At 66.7% G+C, this 20,404-nt stretch carries 22 protein-coding genes and 1 tRNA gene; 13 read left to right on the top strand and 10 right to left on the bottom strand.

What is annotated here, in order from left to right:
• The first annotated feature begins 50 nt into the window (after window positions 1-50).
• From AC07OY_RS03670 to AC07OY_RS03685, 4 genes are all read left to right on the top strand, one after another.
• On the top strand, window positions 51-695 hold the full coding sequence (locus AC07OY_RS03670; protein WP_495041162.1) for a c-type cytochrome: 645 nt from the start codon (window positions 51-53) through the stop codon (window positions 693-695).
• 132 nt (window positions 696-827) lie between these two features.
• A complete protein-coding gene (locus AC07OY_RS03675) occupies window positions 828-2,063 on the top strand; it encodes a cyclic di-GMP phosphodiesterase (RefSeq protein WP_495041163.1) in 1,236 nt (411 codons plus the stop codon).
• Window positions 2,064-2,142: 79 nt separating this feature from the next.
• Window positions 2,143-3,711, top strand: coding sequence for an ABC transporter substrate-binding protein (locus AC07OY_RS03680; RefSeq protein WP_495041164.1), 1,569 nt, complete (start codon window positions 2,143-2,145; stop codon window positions 3,709-3,711).
• A gap of 76 nt (window positions 3,712-3,787) precedes the next feature.
• Window positions 3,788-5,704, top strand: a complete 1,917-nt coding sequence (locus tag AC07OY_RS03685; RefSeq protein WP_495041165.1) for a hypothetical protein — start codon at window positions 3,788-3,790, stop codon at window positions 5,702-5,704.
• A gap of 31 nt (window positions 5,705-5,735) precedes the next feature.
• Here AC07OY_RS03685 and AC07OY_RS03690 read toward each other — a convergent pair whose 3' ends face one another.
• Window positions 5,736-5,894 (bottom strand): DUF3309 family protein, encoded by a 159-nt coding sequence (locus tag AC07OY_RS03690; RefSeq protein WP_495041166.1) that lies wholly within the window; start codon window positions 5,892-5,894, stop codon window positions 5,736-5,738.
• 341 nt (window positions 5,895-6,235) lie between these two features.
• Here AC07OY_RS03690 and AC07OY_RS03695 point away from each other — a divergent pair, with 341 nt between their 5' ends.
• The gene (locus AC07OY_RS03695; protein ID WP_495041167.1) at window positions 6,236-6,766 is read left to right on the top strand and encodes a CbrC family protein; all 531 of its coding nucleotides are present in this window, start codon (window positions 6,236-6,238) and stop codon (window positions 6,764-6,766) included.
• A 45-nt stretch (window positions 6,767-6,811) separates the two neighbouring features.
• Here the strand turns inward: AC07OY_RS03695 and AC07OY_RS03700 are convergent, their stop codons facing one another.
• Complete coding sequence (locus AC07OY_RS03700) at window positions 6,812-7,804, bottom strand: GGDEF domain-containing response regulator (protein WP_495041168.1); 993 nt, start codon at window positions 7,802-7,804, stop codon at window positions 6,812-6,814.
• 119 nt (window positions 7,805-7,923) lie between these two features.
• Complete coding sequence (locus AC07OY_RS03705) at window positions 7,924-8,178, bottom strand: hypothetical protein (RefSeq protein ID WP_495041169.1); 255 nt, start codon at window positions 8,176-8,178, stop codon at window positions 7,924-7,926.
• A 119-nt stretch (window positions 8,179-8,297) separates the two neighbouring features.
• On the opposite strand from AC07OY_RS03705, the gene AC07OY_RS03710 reads away from it, so the two are divergent.
• Window positions 8,298-8,564 carry a hypothetical protein gene (locus AC07OY_RS03710; RefSeq protein ID WP_495041170.1) on the top strand — a complete coding sequence of 89 codons (267 nt, stop codon included), beginning with the start codon at window positions 8,298-8,300 and terminating at the stop codon, window positions 8,562-8,564.
• Window positions 8,565-8,739: 175 nt separating this feature from the next.
• Window positions 8,740-10,023: a sensor domain-containing phosphodiesterase gene (locus AC07OY_RS03715; protein ID WP_495041171.1), complete on the top strand. Its 1,284-nt coding sequence runs from the start codon at window positions 8,740-8,742 to the stop codon at window positions 10,021-10,023.
• On the opposite strand, the gene AC07OY_RS03720 is transcribed toward AC07OY_RS03715, so the two are convergent.
• The 3 genes from AC07OY_RS03720 to AC07OY_RS03730 all read right to left on the bottom strand — a co-directional run bounded on the left by AC07OY_RS03720 (window position 10,006) and on the right by AC07OY_RS03730 (window position 11,805).
• A complete protein-coding gene (locus tag AC07OY_RS03720; protein ID WP_495041173.1) occupies window positions 10,006-10,200 on the bottom strand; it encodes a hypothetical protein in 195 nt (64 codons plus the stop codon). The two genes, AC07OY_RS03715 and AC07OY_RS03720, sit on opposite strands and share 18 nt — an antisense overlap.
• A gap of 35 nt (window positions 10,201-10,235) precedes the next feature.
• Entirely contained in the window at window positions 10,236-10,565 is a 330-nt protein-coding gene (locus tag AC07OY_RS03725) for a hypothetical protein (RefSeq protein WP_495041174.1), read from the bottom strand.
• A 169-nt stretch (window positions 10,566-10,734) separates the two neighbouring features.
• Entirely contained in the window at window positions 10,735-11,805 is a 1,071-nt protein-coding gene (locus AC07OY_RS03730) for a flavodoxin family protein (RefSeq protein WP_495041175.1), read from the bottom strand.
• A gap of 288 nt (window positions 11,806-12,093) precedes the next feature.
• On the opposite strand from AC07OY_RS03730, the gene AC07OY_RS03735 reads away from it, so the two are divergent.
• Window positions 12,094-12,585 (top strand): hypothetical protein, encoded by a 492-nt coding sequence (locus AC07OY_RS03735; RefSeq protein WP_495041176.1) that lies wholly within the window; start codon window positions 12,094-12,096, stop codon window positions 12,583-12,585.
• 20 nt (window positions 12,586-12,605) lie between these two features.
• On the opposite strand, the gene AC07OY_RS03740 is transcribed toward AC07OY_RS03735, so the two are convergent.
• Window positions 12,606-12,926 carry a plasmid stabilization protein gene (locus AC07OY_RS03740; protein ID WP_495041177.1) on the bottom strand — a complete coding sequence of 107 codons (321 nt, stop codon included), beginning with the start codon at window positions 12,924-12,926 and terminating at the stop codon, window positions 12,606-12,608.
• A 565-nt stretch (window positions 12,927-13,491) separates the two neighbouring features.
• Here AC07OY_RS03740 and AC07OY_RS03745 point away from each other — a divergent pair.
• A complete protein-coding gene (locus AC07OY_RS03745) occupies window positions 13,492-13,923 on the top strand; it encodes a hypothetical protein (RefSeq protein WP_495041178.1) in 432 nt (143 codons plus the stop codon).
• The gene (locus AC07OY_RS03750; protein ID WP_495041179.1) at window positions 13,901-15,712 is read left to right on the top strand and encodes a PAS domain-containing sensor histidine kinase; all 1,812 of its coding nucleotides are present in this window, start codon (window positions 13,901-13,903) and stop codon (window positions 15,710-15,712) included. The genes AC07OY_RS03745 and AC07OY_RS03750 overlap by 23 nt, the downstream gene beginning before the upstream one ends.
• Window positions 15,713-15,878: 166 nt before the next feature.
• Here the strand turns inward: AC07OY_RS03750 and AC07OY_RS03755 are convergent.
• Window positions 15,879-15,968, bottom strand: a tRNA-Ser gene (locus tag AC07OY_RS03755).
• A gap of 31 nt (window positions 15,969-15,999) precedes the next feature.
• Complete coding sequence (locus tag AC07OY_RS03760) at window positions 16,000-16,824, bottom strand: symmetrical bis(5'-nucleosyl)-tetraphosphatase (protein ID WP_495041181.1); 825 nt, start codon at window positions 16,822-16,824, stop codon at window positions 16,000-16,002.
• 137 nt (window positions 16,825-16,961) lie between these two features.
• Here AC07OY_RS03760 and AC07OY_RS03765 point away from each other — a divergent pair, with 137 nt between their 5' ends.
• The 3 genes from AC07OY_RS03765 to AC07OY_RS03775 all read left to right on the top strand — a co-directional run bounded on the left by AC07OY_RS03765 (window position 16,962) and on the right by AC07OY_RS03775 (window position 19,924).
• Window positions 16,962-18,269 (top strand): hemolysin family protein, encoded by a 1,308-nt coding sequence (locus tag AC07OY_RS03765; RefSeq protein WP_495041182.1) that lies wholly within the window; start codon window positions 16,962-16,964, stop codon window positions 18,267-18,269.
• Window positions 18,266-19,000, top strand: a complete 735-nt coding sequence (locus AC07OY_RS03770; protein ID WP_495041184.1) for a SapC family protein — start codon at window positions 18,266-18,268, stop codon at window positions 18,998-19,000. The genes AC07OY_RS03765 and AC07OY_RS03770 overlap by 4 nt, the downstream gene beginning before the upstream one ends.
• Window positions 19,001-19,237: 237 nt before the next feature.
• Window positions 19,238-19,924, top strand: a complete 687-nt coding sequence (locus AC07OY_RS03775) for an N-acyl amino acid synthase FeeM domain-containing protein (RefSeq protein WP_495041185.1) — start codon at window positions 19,238-19,240, stop codon at window positions 19,922-19,924.
• On the opposite strand, the gene AC07OY_RS03780 is transcribed toward AC07OY_RS03775, so the two are convergent.
• A complete protein-coding gene (locus AC07OY_RS03780; protein WP_495041186.1) occupies window positions 19,867-20,364 on the bottom strand; it encodes a hypothetical protein in 498 nt (165 codons plus the stop codon). The genes AC07OY_RS03775 and AC07OY_RS03780 overlap by 58 nt on opposite strands.
• Window positions 20,365-20,404: the final 40 nt, after the last annotated feature.

Below are 20,404 nucleotides of genomic sequence, written 5' to 3' on the forward strand. Positions count from 1 at the left end.
ATAATCGCCGCCGCTCCGGAACAAGACACCAACCCGAACACTCTGGGACCATGAAAAAACTGCTGCAGATCTCGCTTGCCCTGGCCGCCGCCTTCGGTGCCGTTGCCGCCCAGGCCCAGGACGTGAAGGCCGGTGAGAAGAAGGTCGCGATGTGCATTGGCTGCCACGGCATCGTCGGCTACCAGGCCAGCTTCCCCGAGATCCACAAGGTGCCGATGATCTCGGGCCAGAACGCCAAGTACATCGTGGCGGCCCTGCAGGCCTATGCCAAGGGCGACCGCAAGCACCCGACCATGCGCGGCATCGCCGGCTCGCTGAGCGAGCAGGACATGAACGACGTGGCCGCCTTCTATGAGCAGCAGGCCAAGCTGCCGGCCGTGGCCGACAGCGTCCCCGCGGCCCCGGTCAATGTTGCCGAATTGCTGACCAAGGGCGCCTGCGTGTCCTGCCACGGCGCCAACTTCAGCAAGCCCATCGACCCCAGCTATCCCAAGCTGGCCGGCCAGCACGCCGACTACCTGACCGTGGCGCTCAAGTCCTACAAGACCGAGAAGAACCCCGGCGTCGGCCGCAGCAACGGCGTCATGGCCGGCCAGGTCAAGCAGTTCAGCAATGCCGAACTGAAGGCCATCGCCAGCTACATCGCCAGCCTGCCCACCGAAATGGCCACCGTGCCCCAGGGCAAGTTCCGCTGATCCGACTGCGCTCCGATCTGCAAGCCGCCCTCCGGGGCGGCTTTTCTTTTGTGCAGCGCAAAAGCGTGCAGGGCTGCACAGTGGCAATCCGGGCCGACGGGGATACTCAGCGTTACATAGACGACGCTGTCAATGCTGAAGAAGATCGCCACCACCGAGGTGAGGTTGGGCATGTTCCTCCAGGCCATGGAGGGTGCATGGCTGTCGCACCCATTCTGGAAGACCAAGTTCGTCCTGACCGACCCGGCCGATCTGGCCGCGTTGAAGGCCAGCGGCGTGCCGGCGGTTTGGATTGACAACGAGCAGGGCGAGGACGTGGAGGAAGCGCCCGCTGCTGCGCCTGCGCCTGCGCCCGTCGTCGTGACCGTGGTTCCCGAGCGGCCGCCAGCACCGCCGCCCGCCGAGGGCCGGGTGCCCGAGCCCCGCGTCAGCATGGAGGCCGAGCTGGACCGCGCCGCCCAGGTGCTGCACAAGGCCCGTGTCGCCGTCACGGCGCTGTTCGGCGAGGCCCGTCTGGGCAAGGCCATCGACACCGAGAACTGCCTGCCCATCGTCGACGAGGTGACGTCCTCGCTGGCGCGCAACCCGTCCGCCTTCCTGAGCCTGGCCCGGCTCAAGGACAAGGACAACTACACCTATATGCACTCGGTCGCGGTCTGCGGCCTGATGGTGTCCCTGGGCCGGCAACTGGGCCTGAGCGAAGCCGAGCAGCGTGAGGCGGGCCTGGCCGGCCTGCTGCACGACGTCGGCAAGATGCAGATGCCGATCGAGGTGCTGAACAAGCCCGGGGCGCTGACCGACGCCGAATTCACCGTCATGCGCGGCCACCCCGAGCGCGGCTGGGACCTGCTCAAGGACGGCGCCAAGGTGCCGGCCTCGGCCCTGGACGTCTGCCTGCACCATCACGAGAAGATGGACGGCACCGGCTATCCGCACAAGCTGGCCGGCGAGCAGATCAGCGTGCTGGCCCGCATGGGCGCCGTCTGCGACGTCTACGACGCCATCACGTCCCACCGGCCCTACAAGGCGGCCTGGGACCCGGCCGGCTCGCTGCAGCGCATGGCGCAGTGGAAGGGCCAGTTCGACCCGGCCATCTTTCAGGCCTTCGTGAAGAGCGTGGGCATCTACCCCACCGGCACCCTGGTGAAGCTGCAGTCGGGCAAGCTGGCCGTCGTCGTCGAGCAGAACGCCGCCTCCCTGGTCGCGCCGCGCGTCAAGGCCTTCTATTCGACCAAGTCCAGCATGCCCATCCCGGTGCAGGTGATCGACCTGGCCACCTCCACCGACCGCATCGCCGGCCGCGAGCCGCCCGAGAACTGGAACTTCAGCCATCTCGACGAGCTCTGGAATCCCAACGCAAAACGCTGATCCATAGCCGCAAACCGCGGAAGCAGGGGCTTTGCCCCTCCTCCTAAACTGCCGCCGTACCTGCAGTTGGGAGATAGCGATGAAACGATGGATTGGCGTGGCCCTGCTGGCCGTGGCGTGTGGCGTGCAGGCCCAGACCCTGCGCTGGGCCAGCCAGGGCGATCCGCAGACCATGGACCCGGACTCCCAGAACGAGAGCCTGACCAACATGGTCAACGGCCAGATCTACGAGCGCCTGACCAACCGCGACGCCAAGCTGGCCCTGGTGCCGGGCCTGGCCACGGAGTGGAAGCAGACCGGGCCGTTGGCCTGGCGCTTCAAGCTGCGCCCCGGCGTCAAGTTCCATGACGGCACGCCGCTGACGGCCGACGATGTCGTCTTCTCGGTGCAGCGCGCCAAGGAACCGACCTCGCAGATCGCCGTCTGGGCCAATGCCGTCGGCACGGCCAGGAAGGTCGATGAGCTGACGGTGGACTTCCAGCTGACCACCTTCAACCCCATCTTCCTGCAGCACATCGACCAGCTGTGGATCATGAGCCGCAAATGGTGCGAGACCCACAAGGTCACCAAGCCGCTGGACTTCAAGAACAAGGAAGAGAGTTTCACGGCGCTGAACGCCAACGGCACCGGCCCCTTCATGCTGGCCAGCCGCCAGCCCGGCATCAAGACGGTGCTCAAGCGCAACCCGAACTGGTGGAACAAGTTTGAGGGCAATGTGCAGGAGGTGGTCTACACGCCCATCGCGACGGACGCGACGCGGCTGGCGGCCCTGGTCTCGGGCGAGATCGACTTCGTCCTCGACCCCGCGCCGCGCGACATCGCCCGCCTGCGCAACACGGCCGGCGTCAAGGTCATCGAGGGGCCGGAGAACCGCCTCGTCTTCATCGGCATGGACCAGTCGCGCGACAAGCTGCTCTACGGCAACGTCCCTGGCGACAAGAACCCCTTCAAGGACCTGCGCGTGCGCAAGGCCCTCTACCAGGCCATCGACATCGAGGCCATCCGCGGCAAGCTGATGGCCGGCCTGGCCGTGCCCACCGGCGCGCTGACACCGTCGGGCCTGGCCTCCTTTGACGACCCCGCCCTGCAGACCCGCCTGCCGCACGACCTGGCGGGCGCGAAGAAGCTGATGGCGGACGCCGGCTTTGCCGACGGCTTCGAGGTCACGCTGGACTGCCCCAACAACCGCTACATCAACGACGAGGAGATCTGCACGGCGCTGGCCTCGATGTGGGCCCAGCTGAAGATCAAGGTCAAGGTCAACGCGATGCCGCGCGTCCTCTACTTCCCCAAGCTGGAGAAGTACGACACCAGCCTCTATATGTACGGCTGGGGCGGCTCGGTGACGGATGCCGAGAGCATCCTGACGCCGCTCTACCGCAACCGTGGCGACAAGGGCGTCGGCAACTACAACTTCGGGGGCTTTCGCAACGACAAGGCGGACGCGCTGGCGGCCCAGTCCAGCGTCGAGCCGGATGCGAAGAAGCGCGAGCAGCAGATCCGCGGGGCGCTGGCCGAACTGCGCGAGCAGGTCAACACCATCCCGCTGCACCGCCAGGTCGTACCCTGGGGCGCGCGGGCAAATGTCACGGCGGTTCACCGGCCCGACAACTGGCTGGAACTGGCCTGGGTTCAGATCAGCCGCTGATTTCCGCCTTTTTACGGCCCACCGTCGGTCAAGCCGGCGCGGCAAACTGGCCCGAGCCCAGATTCCCGCCCGCGCCATGCTGTACCGCCTCGCTGCCCTGACCCTGACCTTGCTGCTCACCGCCTGTGGAGGCGGTGGCGGCGGGGATGGCGGCACGCCGCCGCTGGAGACGCCGCCCACGCTGCGCGGCGTCGCCGCGACCGGTGCCCCTCTGGTCAAGGCCCAGGTCAGCGTGGTCGACGGCCAGGGCCGCTCCGTCGGCACGGCGACCACGCACGCCGCCGACGGCAGCTACACGCTGACGCTGAACACCACCAGTCCGGCCGCGCCACTGTTCATCCAGGCGCGCGGCATGGATGCCGCCGGCAATATGCAGGTCCTGCACTCGACGGTGCCGACCATCAGCGCCGCCATGGTTGGCCATGTGACGCCGCTGACCCAGGCCATCGTCGCCCTGTCCCTGGGGACCGAGCCGGCGCCGGTGTTCGCCGCCGCGTCCAGCAGCGGCAGCCAGCTGTCCCAGATGGCCACGGCCGTCCCGGCGGCCTCCACCTTCCTCAAGACCCTGGTCAAGACCCAGATCAGCGACGTCAAGATCACTGACGCCGCGGCCTTCGACCTGCTGGCCGACGCCAGCTTCGCGGCCAACAAGGGCGCCCACGATCTGCTCATCGAGAGCGTGCGCGTCGACCTGGCGCGCTCCAAGCTGAATGTGCCGGTGCTGCAGATCGCCAACAAGTTCATCGCTGCGTCGACGGCGGAGGTCGTCGTCGAGCTGCCCACGGCCCAGACCGAGCTGCTCAAGGCCAGCGGTACGCCGGCCAATGCCATCACCTCGACGCTGAAGGCCGCCACGAGTGCGACGACGCTGCTCGGCACGCTGGCCGGCCTGGATGACCTGGGCGCCGCGCTGAACCAGCTCATCGCCCAGGGCCGCGACGTCAGCACCATCCTGAGCCACGGCCTCGTCACCGGCTACGACAAGCACAACGGCCGCGGCAAGACCGACCTGGCCGGCGTCCTGTCCGAATACACCACCGCCAACCGCCAGTTCGGCCGCTTCCAGCTGCTGGGCTGCGCCGACGATGCGCCGACGGCCGGCAACTGCGCCAAGGTGTTGGTGGGCGCCGTCATCAGCGACTCGAGCGGCACCATCGTCGACCTGTTCAGCGATGCGGTCAGCTACAGCAAGGCCGCTACGACGACCCACAAGTGGAATTTGATCGGCAACGGCAAGAAGCTGGCCGTGGCTGTTCACCCGCTGGGCTATCGCGCGCTGAACAGTGACGGCAGCGCCAGCACGGCGGTCGTGCCCAACCCGGGCATCGGCCTGCAGGTCGAGATCCAGGCGCAGACGCCCGATCCCATCCCCGGCAACCCGGCCACGCAGCTGCTGGCCTCGGCCACGGTGCAACTGCCCGGCGGCTTCAGCATCCCCTTCGGCTATTGCAACCGCCCGCATCTGTGCGTGTCGACCACGCCGGGTGCCACCAATCTGATTCCCACGGGCGGCGTTGGCGACATCGCCATCCAGCGCGCTGCGGTGGGCTGGATCGGCAGCGTGGACAGCGTGCGCGGCGCGAAGTTCATCACCAGCTACACGATCTCCGGTGTCGCCGAGACCCGCAATGCCTGGCTGCGCGCCGACGTGCTCGGCGAGCCGGCAGCGGCGCGTTTCGCCACGCTGGACGGCATTGGCGTCGCCACCCCGCTGGCGGCCGGCGATCTGCAGAGCGGCAGTTTCGCCATCAACTGGGCGACCTGGGCGGCCGCCAACCCGGACCTGCGTCTCATCGAGATCAAGCGCGTCTTCGCGCCGACGGCCGGCGGCGCGCCCACGGTGCTGGAAACGGTGGTGCCGCTGCCGCCCAAGACAGGCGCCGTGCTGAGCACGGCGCACACGCCGGCGGGCACTGTCGCCTCGGAGCTGTGGCTGCAGGCCATGGACGCGCAGGGTCGGCGCTTCCACACCCGCTACACGGCCAAGCCCTGAAGCGCCACAGTGCCTCGACGGCGGTGGGTCGCTAGATGCGCCCCATCAGCAGCAGCACCACCACGATCAGCAGCACGAGGCCGACGCCGCCGGTGGGCCCATAGCCCCAGCTGCGGCTGTGGGGCCAGGTCGGGATGGCGCCGATCAGCAGCAGGATCAGCACGACGAGAAGGATGGCACCGAGACTCATGGTCATCTCCTTGAGAGGTTTGGCGCGTGAGGGCTTGCGGCCCTGCGCCTGTGTGCACTCTCGTCGCGGTGCTTGTCGTCAGGTGTAGGACTTGGCCGAAGCGCCCGTGAGCCGACGCGCCGCCCTCCCGGTCGACGACCGTGCGTTCCGGCCCAGGGGGCGCTGGTGTCACGCAAGGACTGCAGTGGCAGGCACGCAATCTGCATAGTTCGAGTCAAGCAGTTGTCTCCTCCATCCGCCTGGATGGATTCATGCCCCGAGCTGGTTCAGCTCGGGGCCTTTTTTTGGCGGCTGCGCCTCATCTTGAGGCGTCTTCGGTGAAGCTCTGGTAGCGTGGCCGCATGGACCTCCCCCTGTTCCGCTACCACCCCGATCCCCTGGCCACCGGGGCCTTCCAGAAGCGCCAGATCGAATGCGCCTGTTGCGGCCAGCAGCGTGGCTTCGCCTATGTGCAGCCGGTGTATGCCACCAGCGATCTGGACGAGAAGCTGTGCCCCTGGTGCATTGCGGACGGCTCGGCGGCGAGCAAGCTGGGCGCGAGCTTCTCGGACCCGCAGCCGCTGTCGAAGGCGGGCGTGGCGCAGGAGATCGTGGAAGAGGTGAGCCTCAGGACGCCGGGCTATTCATGCTGGCAGCAGGAGGAATGGCTGGCGCATTGCGGCGACGCCTGCGAATTCCACGGCGATGCGTCGGAGGACGACATCGACGGCGCCAGCGAGGCCACCCGGGCGGACTGGCGGCAGCACTACGGGCTGGCGGAGAAGGACTGGAAGCGCCACACCCGCGACTACGAGCCGGCGGGGGACAACGCCTTCTACAAGTTCGTGTGCCGGCACTGCGGCCTGGTGAGGCTGGGCTGGGATTGCTCTTGAGCGCTGCGTGCGCGACGCACCGACCTGGGTCGGGGTGGCGCGCCATCACAGCCCCATGAGTTCGCTGGACGTGCAGTCCCGGCCACGTTCCTTGGAGAGGTAGAGTGCCCGGTCTGCACGCTCGAGGACCGTATTGACCGTGTCGCCCTGCCGCGCCTGGGCCAGCCCCGCTGAAAACGTGTAGCGAATGCCGGCATGGGGTTCAAGCGCCTGGCGCAACCGTTCAAGTGCGGTCTGCGCGTCCTCCAGGGTGGTGCCCGGGAGCAGCAGCAGGAATTCCTCGCCGCCGATGCGGCCCATCGCCTGCCCCGCGCGCAGGTGGCTTTGCGTGCTCGCGCAGAAATGCCGCAGCACGGCGTCGCCACCCGCGTGGCCATGCGTGTCGTTGATCTTCTTGAAATGGTCCAGGTCCAAAGCCGCAAAGCTCACCGGCTGGGAGTGCTTGCGCGGGTCGGTCAGCGCGCTCGCTGCCAGCTTGAGGATGTGGCGGCGATTGGGAACGCCGGTCAACTCGTCGGTAAACGCTGCCTGGAGCGCCTGCTCATGCGCATGCTCCAGCTCGCTGGCCATCTGCTGGTTGGCCCGCAGCAGGCGTTCAAAGTATTCCTTCTCGTCACGCAGGGCCTTGCGCTGACGGTAGAGCGACACAAAGGCGCCCACCTTGGTTTCCAGAACGAGGGGGTGCACCGGCTTCATCAGGAAGTCGACGGCCCCCGTCTCGTAGCCCCTGAACGCATTCACCGGGTCCGAACTGGCGCCAGTGAGGAAGATGACGGGCACTTCGCGCAAATGCGAGTCACGGCGCATCATCTCCGCGAGCTGAAACCCGTCGATGCCCGGCATGTTGACGTCGACCAGCGCCAGCGCGAAATCCTGCCGGCGCAACTGCTCAAGCGCCGCGTCCGCGCAGTCTGCCGAGACCACCTCCACCCCGGGTCGATCCAGGATCAGCTTCGTGGTCTGAAGGTTGTCGAACTGGTCGTCGACGTGCAGGATGTAGACGGTTGCGGAGGTAGACAGCAGCAGCTCCTTGTTCACGTTTGTGAACGTTAGCAAGGACTGGCACCTCCCGGCCACGGGCGTGGGCATGATGTTTCAGCTCGTTACCAGCTGATGGGCAGACGCAGGCGACACGAGGGCTGCGGGCCAGCAACGGACTAGCCGGGCTCGCCGCCGGTGAAGGGTGCGATGCCTTCAATGGCGTGGTGAGCCGCCTCGGTGGCATAGCTCAGCGCTTCTTCGGCGGTGGCCCATGCGTTGTCGGTCGCCGGCCGATAGCTGTCGGCCGTACCGCTGCGATCCGCAGCAGTCGGGTCCAGGATGGTGAACCGGCCGACGAAGAGGTCGCCCTTCGGAAAGGCTTCGACCTTGAAACGGATGCCGTTGTGGAAGTCGAGGACGCTTTCTGTCATGGCTGCCTCTCGTGGTTAGATCGTGAGCATCGACACGTCCGTTGTCCCGAGGTGTAGGACGCCGCGACTTTTGATGCACGGGAGCGCGGCTTGCCGGCAGCTGGACAAAGGAGCCGCTCATGAGCAACCCACTTTCACACGTCGGGCAGTCGCAGCATCCCGAAACTCCCAAGGAAGTTGATCAGCACTGCGAGCGGGTCCAGGGTCAGCAGCAAGGCCAGGTGCCTGACTCCTGCGCCGGGGAGCCGCCTGCCACCCGGCTGCCGCAGCATCCGCAGCAAAAGGACGACTCGGCGGCGCTGCCGGACCCGCAACCGCGCCCTCGCCAGCAGGGCGAAACCCGGGCTGAAGACGCCAAGCTGCCATCGCCCACTGACGCCGATTGATCCCTGCACGATGAGCAGGGCCTGGTGGGTGAGCAATCCCACCTGATCTGAGGGCGCAGCTCTCAGTTGCCGCGGGCGAGGAAGCCGGCTAGCCTATGTCCACGGACAATGACGTCAGCACGCTGGCCAGAGCGAGCCGGGCGCGACGGCGCCGCAACTCAGGAGGACGTGCGCTTTGAACAGCCCGCTTGCTTCATTCGTGACGGGTCTCGCAGGCATTCCCGTATCCGCCATTGGGGTCAGGCCCGGCCTTGACCGCATCCTCGGCGCGATTCGCAGGCACCTGGGCATGGACGTGGCTTTCATCTCGGAAATCGCGGACGGCCGGCGCTTCTTTCGCTACCTGGATTTCGGCCAGTCATCGCTGACGGCGGCTCCGGGGGATTCGGACCCCGCGGAGGAGAGCTATTGCCAGCGCGTCATTGACGGCAGGCTGCCCGAACTGATGCCGGACGCCTGCGTGAACAGCGAGGCGCTGACCTTGGCTGCAACCCGGGCATTGCCTGTGGGAGCGCACCTCAGTGTGCCCATCCGGCTCGCGGACGGCCGCGTCTACGGCACGTTCTGCTGCTTCAGCCATGCGCCTGACGCGTCGCTCACGAGCCGCGATCTCGACGTCATGCGCGTGTTTGCCGACATGGTGGGCGAGCAGATCCAGGAGGAGCTGGACCGTCGAAGTGCCCGGCAGGCGCTGGATGACCGCATCACCGCAGTCATGCACTCCCAGCAGCTCAGCATGGTCTACCAACCCATCTTCGAGCTGGGCACTCACCGGCTGGTGGCTTTTGAATGCCTGGCGCGTTTCGCGAGCGACCCCTACCGCACGCCGGACGTCTGGTTTGAAGAGGCGGCCTTCGTGGGCCGCGGCGTGGAGCTGGAATCAGCGGCCGTCCGGCTGGCGCTGCAGAGCCTGCGCCAGTTTCCGCCCAGCATCTACCTGACGGTGAATGCGTCTCCGGAGACCATCGTCCACGGCGAGCTCGCCCGGTTGCTCGACGACGCGCCCCTGCATCGGGTGGTGCTCGAGGTCACCGAGCATCAGGCCATCGAGCGATATGAAGACATTGCCGCGGTGGTCGGCCCTTTGCAGGAGCGTGGTTTGCGAATCGCGATTGACGATGCAGGCGCGGGCTACGCGAGCTTCAGGCACGTTCTGAATCTGCATCCGCACATCGTCAAGCTGGACATCAGCATCACCCACGGCATCGATTCGGACCGCTCGCGCCGCGCCCTGGCGGCTGCGCTTTGTGGCTTTGCGAGCGAGACGGACTGCGACATCGTGGCCGAGGGTGTCGAGACGGCGACGGAGCTGGCCGTGATCCAGCAACTCGGCATTGGCAAGGCCCAGGGGTATTTCCTGGGCAGGCCCATGCCGTTGGCCGATGCCCTCGGGTTTGCCGAAGTCCATGCTGCAGCTGGGGGCTGGCCTTTGCCCGGCCTGTCAATTGGGCGGGCGTGAGCGTCCCTTCGCCAACTGGACAAAGCGCTCCCGCGCGAGGCCGAGCACATAGGACGCCTTGCTGAGCCGCGACAAGGATGCGGAGTCGCCAGGGCGCCAGCGGGCCAGGGCCGTGGTGTAGATGCGTTGGGCGGACTGCACGCGGCGATTGGCCTGCAACAAGGAACTGGGGTTCATGGATCCTCCTGGACCGGCCTGTCAAGGCGGCAAGGTCACTGTGTCGGCAGGTTCCGCAGATGTTCCGAGGTCGAGAACTCGTCCCGCACCCAGTACATCAGCCAATCCTCAAGATCGCCTCCCGGCATCCAGTCCGGGCGCTCCCGCGGCCCCCGGTTGAGACCGGGCTCCCACAGTCCCATCTGCACATGCCGGTTGATGGCAAACCTGAGCAGGGCGTCGCTGACCTCGTCGACGATCAGGACACGGCGGCTGTTGTAGGCGGCTCCACGATTGCGCGCCGGGTTGACCAGGACCACATAGGGCAAAAGCTCCCGCTGTTCATCGGTCAGGTGAACAGGTCCTTCCAGGAGATCGAACTGCATGGCAATTCCTCGATGCGAGCAGTCGCTTGAGCTCTTGAAAGAGACTTCTGAACTGTCGTGTCGCCCCACGAGTTGGGGACTCTAACGCCAATTCCGCGCATGCAAACCGCCCGTTCGCGCGAAGGCGCGAGTCATCTGGCTGCCACATCCTTCTGATCGTCGCCTCTCCCTACTTCATCCGGGGTTTCGCAAGACCTTCGTCGCCGTGCTTCATGCGCCCGTCTCGCATCAGGCCCACACTGCGCGCCACCGCCCCGGCCGCTCGCCTGACCTCGGCCTGGATGTCGAGGTCGGCGTCCAGCACGTCATGGCTGGTCGCGTAGGGCTCGTAGTAGCCGATGTAGCGCTCCAGTCGCGCACCGAAACCGGCGTCCAGCAGGCCCATCCAGTCCAGCCAGTCCGACAGCGCACGGCGCGCACCGTCAATGCCCGCCACATCTCCATGCACCACCAGGCCATAGACGCGTCCCGCCAGGTGTTTCGGGTAGTTCCATCCCTTGAGTTCCATCTCGCGGGCGAGCTGGGCCTTCTTGCCCTGCGTGGAGGTCGGATCGGGATTGCCGCCATCAGCGCACACCAGGCGATCCATCATCAGTTTCAGGGGGCTGGTGGCCTGGTACCAATGCACCGGGGTCAGCAGCAGGACGCCGTGCGCGCTCACCCATTGCTCGTAGATGTCCGCCATCCAGTCATTGGTCTGGCCCGCGGCATGGTTGGGGTAGCAACTGCATGGCCAGTGGCAAAGCGGCATCGCCGTGGACACGCAGGCCTTGCAGGGATGAATATGGCGGGCGTAGTCGGAGGTCAAGCGGCTCAGGTCCAGCAAGTCGACCGTCATGCCTTCGGCCTCGCAGGCGACGCGGGCGATCTGCGTCATGCGCCAGGATTTCGATATCTCACCCGGGCATGAGCCGTCGTTGCGTGGCGACGCATTGATGATGAGCACGCGTGAAGGCGTCGCCGCCTCACCCCAGCGTGCCTGTGCATCCGCGAGACGAAGCTGCAACTCGCGCCACTCCTTGGAGAGCTCGTAGTCCGGATCTGCAAAGCCGGGCCCGGCCTTGACGGTCACGGGCGCCTTGCGGCCCTCCTGAAAAGCCTCCCAGGCGATTTCTTCGAGGCGCCCCAGCGCTTCGCGCTCAGCGTCAAAGGCCGGATCGGCAAAGCGCTGCCGGAAGCGCGCGCCAAACTCCTCGCGGCTCGTCTGTATTGCCTGGCCAGTTCTGACGGGTGAAATCATGACGGCGATCGGCAACTCGTATGCCCAGCCTCATGGACCTGCCTGCTTCCAGGTGCGCCGATTGCCCCGCATGGCTTCAGCAATGCGGAGGCGAAATGGCTCAACCCCCGGTAGAACCCCTCCCCGGCAGGCGGCCGGTGTATCCGGTCGACACGGACGCTGAGGCTCCCGCTGCTTCGGGCCGTCCCTTGCGCAAGCCGCAGCCCGAGGGCTCACCGGACGACCCCGCATCGGACGCCAACACCGAGTCGGCCAACCATCCCAACGATGAGTAGGCCGGTGCCAAGGATGAACCTGCGAAGCCTCATCCCCTCCGTGCTGATCGGCGCCATCGCCAGCGCACGCTCGATGACACCCATGGCGTCCATCGCGCTGGCTCGCTATGCAGGCCGGCGTCCGCCGGGGCACCTCTTTCTGCTGGATCGTCCGCTGTTCAAGGCCGGTGCCGTGGTGATGGGCGCCGGCGAACTGCTGGGCGACAAGATGAAGACGGCCCCGGACCGGACCGTCTTCCTCGGCCTGTTCGCGCGCGTGATGAGCGCCGGTATCGCGGGTGCCGCGCTGGCTCCCAAGGGAAGCGAGCGAGAGGGCGCGGCTGCAGCCGTGGCGACTGCAGTCCCGATGGCCTACGCCACGCTGGCCGTCCGCAAGCGTGCCATGGCGAGCCTGGGACAGGGCCGCAGCGGCCTGATCGAAGACGTCCTGGTCGTTGCGGCCGGCGCCGCCATCGTGGCGCTGTGCATGAGCCGCGCAGGCGCCAGGCGCGCCGAGGATGCTTGAGCGCCGTGTCGCGCTCGGCGTCAGTGGTGGCCTGCCTTGGCCGCAGCGTTTCGCTTGCGGGTCGCGGCCGCTTTCCTGGCCGAGGCTGAGCGCTCCGCTGCCGTGCGGTTTGCCGACGCAGCGCCGCCGAGACGACCGCCCTTGCGAGAGGGCTCGTGGTTCACTGCCTGCCCGCGACCCGAGCCGGACTTCTTGCCGCCGCCAGTTTCCTTGTTGACCGTGGCCCAGGCGCGGCGCTCGGCTTCGTCGTGCGAGACCCCGCGATCCTCGTAGCCCTGCTCGATGTGTTCGGCCTGACGCTTCTGCTTGTCCGTGTAGGACGATTTGTCACCCCTGGGCATGCTGCTCTCCGCGTTTGATTGGACGGAGATGGACGGGCAAGCGATATGCCGTCGGCGGAACTCGATCGCTCGCCGCCTGGAGTGCCCGACGCGCCGCTGCGCCGGCGCGCGACACACTCGAAACAAAGAAAAGGCCTGATGCGTGTGCATCAGGCCTTTGTCGTTGTGCCGTTGGTTTGCCGTCGGGCAGGGACTTCGGCTCGCGACGACTGAAATCTAGATGAGTTCATTTCGCGGGACCAGTAATCGGCGCCTCATCACGCGGTAGGAACCACCCTACAGCTCGCTTCGCTCGGCGATATGCGTGTGAAGGAGACCCTCATGAGCAACTCTCGCTCCAAGCTTGGGCCGTCACCGCCAGCCTTGTTCCGTTCGGGCTCCTCACGCCTCGCTGCCGCAGCCGGCTACGCGAGTAGGCCGCGATACGCGAGCGCACCGCGGCGCATGCACGCAATCAGCCTTGTTGACCTGAACGACCCTGATTGCGGCTGCTGTTGCTGGCCTGGCCGCTGCCGCTCTGCCGCGGCGAGTCCTGCTTGTTGTCACGCTGACCGCTCGGTCCGTCTTGCTGGCCCTGGCTGCCGCGCTCCTGCTGCTGCTGTCCCTGCCGCTCTTGGCGCTGATTCCCGCCTTGCTGCCCGGGGCTGCCGCCTTGCTGCTCTTGCTGACGTTGGCTGCTTTGGCGTTGCGCGTCCTGCTGGCTGCTGATGTCGCTGCTGTCTTGGCGCTGGCCTTGGTTGCGATTTTGCTGAGTCATGAATGTCTCCGAAATGCGCCGGCGAAAGTGCCGAGCGCGGGATTCGGGCAAGGTGGGTGCCTGCCAGCAGTGGCAACCCCGCCTCTCGACAAGGCTTCGATCGTGCAGGCCGGCTTCCCGGCGGTGCGCGACTTCCCGAAGCCGAAACCTGCTTCGCGCGGCGCCCTGTCTGGCGCGATGATTCCCTTTCAAAACGGAAACGCCTGGAACGCCACAGATGGAGGCACTCGGTCCAATTGATGCAGCTTTGAAGGCCGTTCAGCAGCCTGCATTCGCCGCGGATCGACAGGGCGGCATCAAGTTGGCCAATGCCGCATTTCTTGGGCTGCTGACGGGGCCATCGGAGGCGGATGTCAATACTGCCTGGAGGTCCTGCCTCAGCGCGGAAGAGGCGTTGCGCTGGCGGCGCGGCGTCGATGGCGGGACCCCGTTCTCGGGGCAGTTGCAAGCCTGCAAAGGCGTCGCCCGCTGGAGCTATGCCGCATCCCCCGTGCTGAGCTCCGATGCACCGTGGCTGGTGATCCTGTCGAGTCAGGCCGTGGAGGACTCGCTCGACGAGCAACTGGTGCGGCTGAGCCTGCACGCGGCAGTGAGGGCCAATCGCATGGGGCTGTGGGAGTGGACCCCGCAGACGGATACGTCCATCTGGAGCCCCGAGCTTTATGACGTCTATCGTCTCCCGCGGGGGACCGGTATTGAGCCTGGAGCACGGTTCCTCGAAATGCTCCATCCGGACGACCTGGTGAAGGTCGATGCGGCAGTCTCGCGCGCGAACTCGCACGGTGGCATCGACCCCTACGTGTTCAGGCTGTATGCCGGCGACGGCTCGTTGCGGTGGATCATGACCTGCGCTCAGGCCGCCGGTGAACCTGGGATGCCCTTCACACGCCTGGTTGGCGTGAACATCGACGTGACCGAGACGGTTGAAACCGAAGGGCTGCTTGAGACGGCGCGGCTCGATCGGGAGCGTCAGGAGCAGATCATGCGCGCCGTCATGGAACACGCGCCGGTCGGCATCGCCGTGGCGTTGAACGGCGAGGATCAGCTGGCCTACGTCAGTCGGTTCGGCACAGAGATGATCAAAGCCCCGCCTGATGTCGGTCGCACCTGGCAGGCTTGGCAGCTCTGCCATCCGGAACACAAGGCAGATGCTCCCCCAGAGGATCTGCCGCTTCTGCGCGCCAGCGCAGGCGCGATCATCCGCGACGAGGAGTGGCTGTTGAAGTCCCTGGATGGCAGCCTCGTGCCCATCAGTTGCAACGCCGGGCCCATCCATGACGCCAGCGGTGCCATCGTGGGAGCGACGGTCGTGTGGCATGACGTGACGCCCTTCAAACAGGCCCAGCGCCAGCGCGAGCTTTTCATCGCGGCGGTGTCACACGAACTGCGCACGCCATTGAGCGCGATCCACGGCTGGTCGGAAACCCTGCAGCGAACTCGCGATCCCGCGCTGGTCGAACGGGGGTTGAAGTCGATCACACGCAATGTCGAGGCACAGACCCGGCTCGTCGATGATCTGCTGGACGCGGCGCGCATGTCGGCAGGCAAGTTGACACTGTCACTCGCCCACGAGAGCCTGTCGCGCATCGCTCGTACCGCCGTTGATAGCGTGACGCCGGTGGCCGAGGCGGCGCAGATCGTTCTGGATCTGGCGGGAGACGAAGAGCACATGCCAGTCCTCGCTGACGAGCAGCGCATGCGCCAGGCGATCTGCAACCTCCTGACGAACGCAGTGAAGTTTTCGCGTCCCGGGGGGCTCGTAGCGATCCTGCTGAGGACGACTGACGGCCATGCTGAACTGCAGGTCAGCGACCATGGCATCGGCATGGATTCGGAGCAGTTGGAGAGGGTCTTCGATCAGTTCTGGCAAGGCGACGCCGCAACGGGGCGCAAGGGTGGGCTGGGCCTGGGTATGGCGATAGCCCGCCACATCATCCGTGAGCACGGCGGCACCTTGAGCGTCGACAGCGCAGGCGTAGGCAAGGGCACGACCTTCAAGATGCGGCTACCCCAGACGACGCCGGCCTGAAGCCCTGGAAGCCCTACCGGTCCTGCGATTCAAGAATGTTCCGGAATGGCTGGACGTCTGGCTCATCTGATGCGTGAGGATCCCGCACGCTGGGTTGTCATCTCCGCACTCGAATCGGAGAGCGGCGGCAAGGGCCGTGGACAAGCGGTTAGCCACCTAAAAGAAGTGGCGGAAGCGGTGAGATTCGAACTCACGGAAGGCTCACACCTTCGACGGTTTTCAAGACCGTTGGATTAAACCACTCTCCCACGCTTCCTCGGGGGAGGCGCATTCTACGGTGAGCCGGCTCAAGCGCCCGGCTGCTGCGCCTGTTCGCACTCGACCTGGATGATCTCGCGCGCCGCGCCGTCCACGCGCGCCGCGCTCAGCTGGCCACCCCAGACGCAACCCGTATCCAGCCCCAGCAGCGTGGGGCGGTCCAGCAGGCCCAGCGTCGACCAGTGGCCGAAGGCGACAGGCGTGTCGGCCGTGCGGCGGCCCGGCACCTCGAACCAGGGCAGGAAGCCCGCGGGCGCGGCGCCGGCGCCGTCCTTGGTCTTGAAGTCCATCTCGCCGTCGGCGGTGCAGAAGCGCAGCCGCGTCAGCGCGTTGACCGTGAAGCGCAGCCGCGCGGTGCCGGCGAGGTCGGGGTCCCAGCGGGCCGGCTCGTTGCCGTACATGGCGTGCAGGAAGCCGGGCAGGGCAGGGCCGCGCAGCACGGCCTCGACCTCGGCGGCCAGGGCCAGCGTGTCGGCGCGGCTCCATTGCGGCACCACGCCGGCATGCACCATCAGCCAGCCGGCCTCGAAGACGGCCATGCGCTGGCGGCGCAGCCAGTCCATCAGGGCCTCGCGGTCGGGGGCGGCCAGGATGTCGTCCAGGGTGTCGCCGCGGTGGGGCCGGCGCACGCCGTGGTGGGCGGCCAGCAGATGCAGGTCATGGTTGCCCAGCAGACAGGTGGCCGACTCGCCCAGCTGGCTGAGCCGGCGCAGCGTCGTCAGCGAGGCGGGGCCGCGGTTGACCAGGTCGCCCAGCAGCCAGAGTCGGTCGCGTGACGGGGAGAAGTCCAGGCGCAGCAGCAGGCGCTCCAGCGCGTCGCAGCAGCCCTGGAGGTCGCCGATCAGATAGTTCATGCCCGGATTGTCCCGGTCCCCGGTCCAAGGGATCGCACGGTGGGCCGCGTCACGCCCTTCTGATAGTCTCCCGGGCTTCGTTTTTGCTCCCGCGCCGCCTGGGGTTTTCCCGCAATTCCCCCGACCTGGCGCCTTCGATGGATACCGCTCTCGTTCTCTTTCTGATCCTTCTCAACGGCCTTTTCGCGATGTCGGAGATGGCGCTGACCGCCAGCCGCAAGGCGCGGCTTCAGGTGATGGTGGAGAGCGGCGAGGGCGGGGCGCAGGCCGCCATGGACCTGCACGACAACCCCACCAAGTTCCTGTCGACGGTGCAGATCGGCATCACCGGCATCGGCGTGCTGAACGGCATCGTCGGCGATGCGGCCTTCTCCGGCCCGCTGTCCCACTGGCTGAGCGCCACCTTCACGCTGAATCCCGAGGCCACCCAGATCGCGGCGACGGCCATGGTCGTCATCATCATCACGCTGCTGACCATCGTCTTCGGCGAGCTGGTGCCCAAGCGCATCGGCCAGATCTACCCCGAGACGGTGGCCCGCCTGGTCGCACCGCCGATGAATGTGATCTCGACGGCCACGCGTCCGCTCGTGAAGGCGCTGAGCTTCATGACCGAGGCGACGCTGGGCCTGCTGGGCCTGCGCAACAAGGGCCAGCGCGGCGTGACCGAAGAGGAGATCGCCGCCAGCCTGGAAGAAGGCCTGGACGCCGGCGTCATCGAGGAGCACGAGCACCAGATGGTGCGCAACGTCTTCCGCCTGGACGAGCGCCAGATCGGCTCGATGATGATCCCGCGCGCCGAGATCGCCTGGCTGGACGTCGACGCCACGCCGGCCGAGGTGCTGGCCGTGCTGCGCGAGCATGGCTTCAGCCGCTATCCGGTCTGCCGTGGCGGCCTGACCGAGGTGCTGGGCGTGGCCAACGCACCGGCCCTGCTGGCCGGCATGCTGGAAGGCCTGCCGCTGGACCTGACGATGGGCCTGGAGCCGCCGCTGTTCGTGCCCGAGACGCTGTCGGGCATGGAGCTGCTGGAACATTTCCGCGTCTCGGACGCACCCCTGGTCTTCGTCGTCGATGAGTACGGCGAGGTGCAGGGCGTGATCGCCGTGCGCGACGTGCTGGAAGCCATTGCCGGGGAGTTCAATGCCCCGAGCGATGGCGACGCCTGGGCGGTGCAGCGCGAGGACGGGAGCTGGCTGATCGACGGCCTCATTCCCGTGCCCGAGCTGAAGGACCGCCTGGAGCTGAAGGAACTGCCCGAAGAGGATCGTGGGCGCTACAACACCCTGGCCGGCATGATCATGCTGCTGCTGGGGCGCTTGCCGCGCACGACCGATGTCGTGGAGTGGGACGCGTGGAGATTCGAGGTTGTCGACCTCGATGGCAAGCGTGTGGACAAAGTGCTGGTCAGTCGTCTGGCCGATGAAACGAGAGAGAGAGAAACATGAGCAACCCCCCGATGTACGGCGAACTGCTGCCGCTGGATCGTGATGTCCACAAGAACCTGAAGCTGGACACCACCCAATCCGTCGTGACCCGCGTGGCCGACCAGAACTCGGTCTTCCTGGCCGCGGTCGAGTTTTCCGACGCCTGCAAGGAATTCCCCATCGTCTTCGTGCGCGCCGGCCAGCCGGGCGCCGACGGCAAGCAGGCCGTGGCGCCGCTGGCCGTGCTGGGCCTGAAGTCGGGCTCCAACCTCTTCGTTGACGGCGACAAGTGGACGGGCGGCTATGTGCCGGCCTATGTGCGCCGCTATCCCTTCGCGATGGCCCGCCTGGATGAAAAGTCCGACAACATGGCCGTCTGCTATGACATGAAGTGGGCAGCCTTCAACGAGACGACCGGCGAGCCCCTGTTCAAGGACGGCCAGCCCACCGAATTCCTGCTGAACGCCAAGGCCTTCCTGGAGAACTTCGAGCAGGAAGCCGAGCGCACCCGCCTGATCTGCAACCTGCTGGTCGAGCTGGACCTGCTGCAGGACATGCGCTTCGAGGCCACCCTGACCAACGACGAGAAGCTGGACGTCGAGGGCTTCATGGCCCTGGACGAGAAGAAGTACGCCGAGCTGCCCGACGCCAAGGTGCTGGAGCTGCATCGCAACGGCCTCATCGCGCTGATCGAGATGCACCGCCTGTCGCTGACCAACATGAACCGCCTGGTGGGCAAGTACGCGGTCTGATCCCGCGGCGCCTCGCCCTGAAGGCCACGCGCTTGCGTGGCCTTTTTTCATGGGCGGCAGGCTTGATGGGCTGCGGCCGGGCGGCGTCAGGAGTTGGCGTTGTAGCGGTTTGCGATGACCGGGAAAACCCGTGAAGCACCCCGAATTAGATGTATCGGTCTGTGAACTTCAACGAAATGCACCATTTCAATCCCTAGACTCCGCCGCTCGGCGTGTTGGGCGCCTGGGAAGTAACCAATGATCTCCATGTTCGAAGAAAGCCGCCGCACGCCGCTGACCCCCAATGGTGGGCCGCCGCTGGAGCTGGACAGCGATTTCGGTTCGCTGGAGGGGGACGCCTACGACCTCGTCGAGCGCCGCTATGGAGATCGTGGCCTGGCGGTGAGCAAGGAGAAGTTCAGCAGCCGCAACGAGGATGGCGACATCATCTGCTCGGCCCGCAACGGCGAGGCCATCGTGGGCACGCTGTCGGTGCGCTTCGATGGCAAGGGCGGCCTGCATGCCGACACCCTGTTCAAGGATGAACTGACCGAATGGCGCGCCACCGGCGTCAAGCTGTGCGAATTCGGCAGCCTGGCCGTGGATCGTCATTCCCACAACGCCAAGCGCGTGCTGGCCCAGCTTTTCCACCTGGGCTATCTGCATGCCCACCGCAAGGCGCGCTGCGAGCGCCTCATCATCGAGGTCAACCCGCGCCACGTCGCCTTCTACCGCCGCTACCTGGGCCTGCTGCCTTACACGACGGCGCGGCACAACCCGCGCGTCAACGCGCCGGCCGTGCTGATGAGCATCGACCTGGCGACGGTGCGCGAGCAGATCACCCTGTGGGGTGGAAGGCCCGAGCTGCTGACCCAGGCCCGCTGCCTTTATCCGTTGGCCTGGGACGAGGCCACCGAGGCGGCCATGCTGGCCAAGTTGCCCTGAGCGGTCAGCAGGGTCCGGCCCGGCGCCATGCCGGCCATGTATTCCGCCGCCAGCGGGGCGGTGGCGAACTCCTCGCGTAAGCGCTGCAGCAGATCCTCGCGATCCGGCGGCGGTGCGCCGCAGGAGGTGCGCGCGGCGATGGCGCGGTCCAGGGCGCCTTCCAGGCCATTGCACTGCACCGAGAACGAGGTGTGATGCGGCTGGCCATGCTTGTCGGTCCAGGTCGCGACGACGCGCAGCACCGGGCCAATGGTGCGTGTCACCCATTCAAAGCGGATGCCCGCGGTGCGCGTGCGGCTGCGCCGCATCAGCCGGCCGGTGCTGCTGCCGCCCGGGCGGCGAGCGCGGTCGAGGCGCATTTCGTTCAGGAAGCGCCCGGCCGTGGCCATGTGGGTGCTGTCGGCCATGGCGGTTGCGCCGCCCGTGAGGTCAATCGTCATCACAAGACTCCGAGTTGCTGAATAAACCCGCCGATCCGGG

It is taken from the genome of Roseateles sp. GW821-FHT09H10 (genome assembly GCF_059415865.1).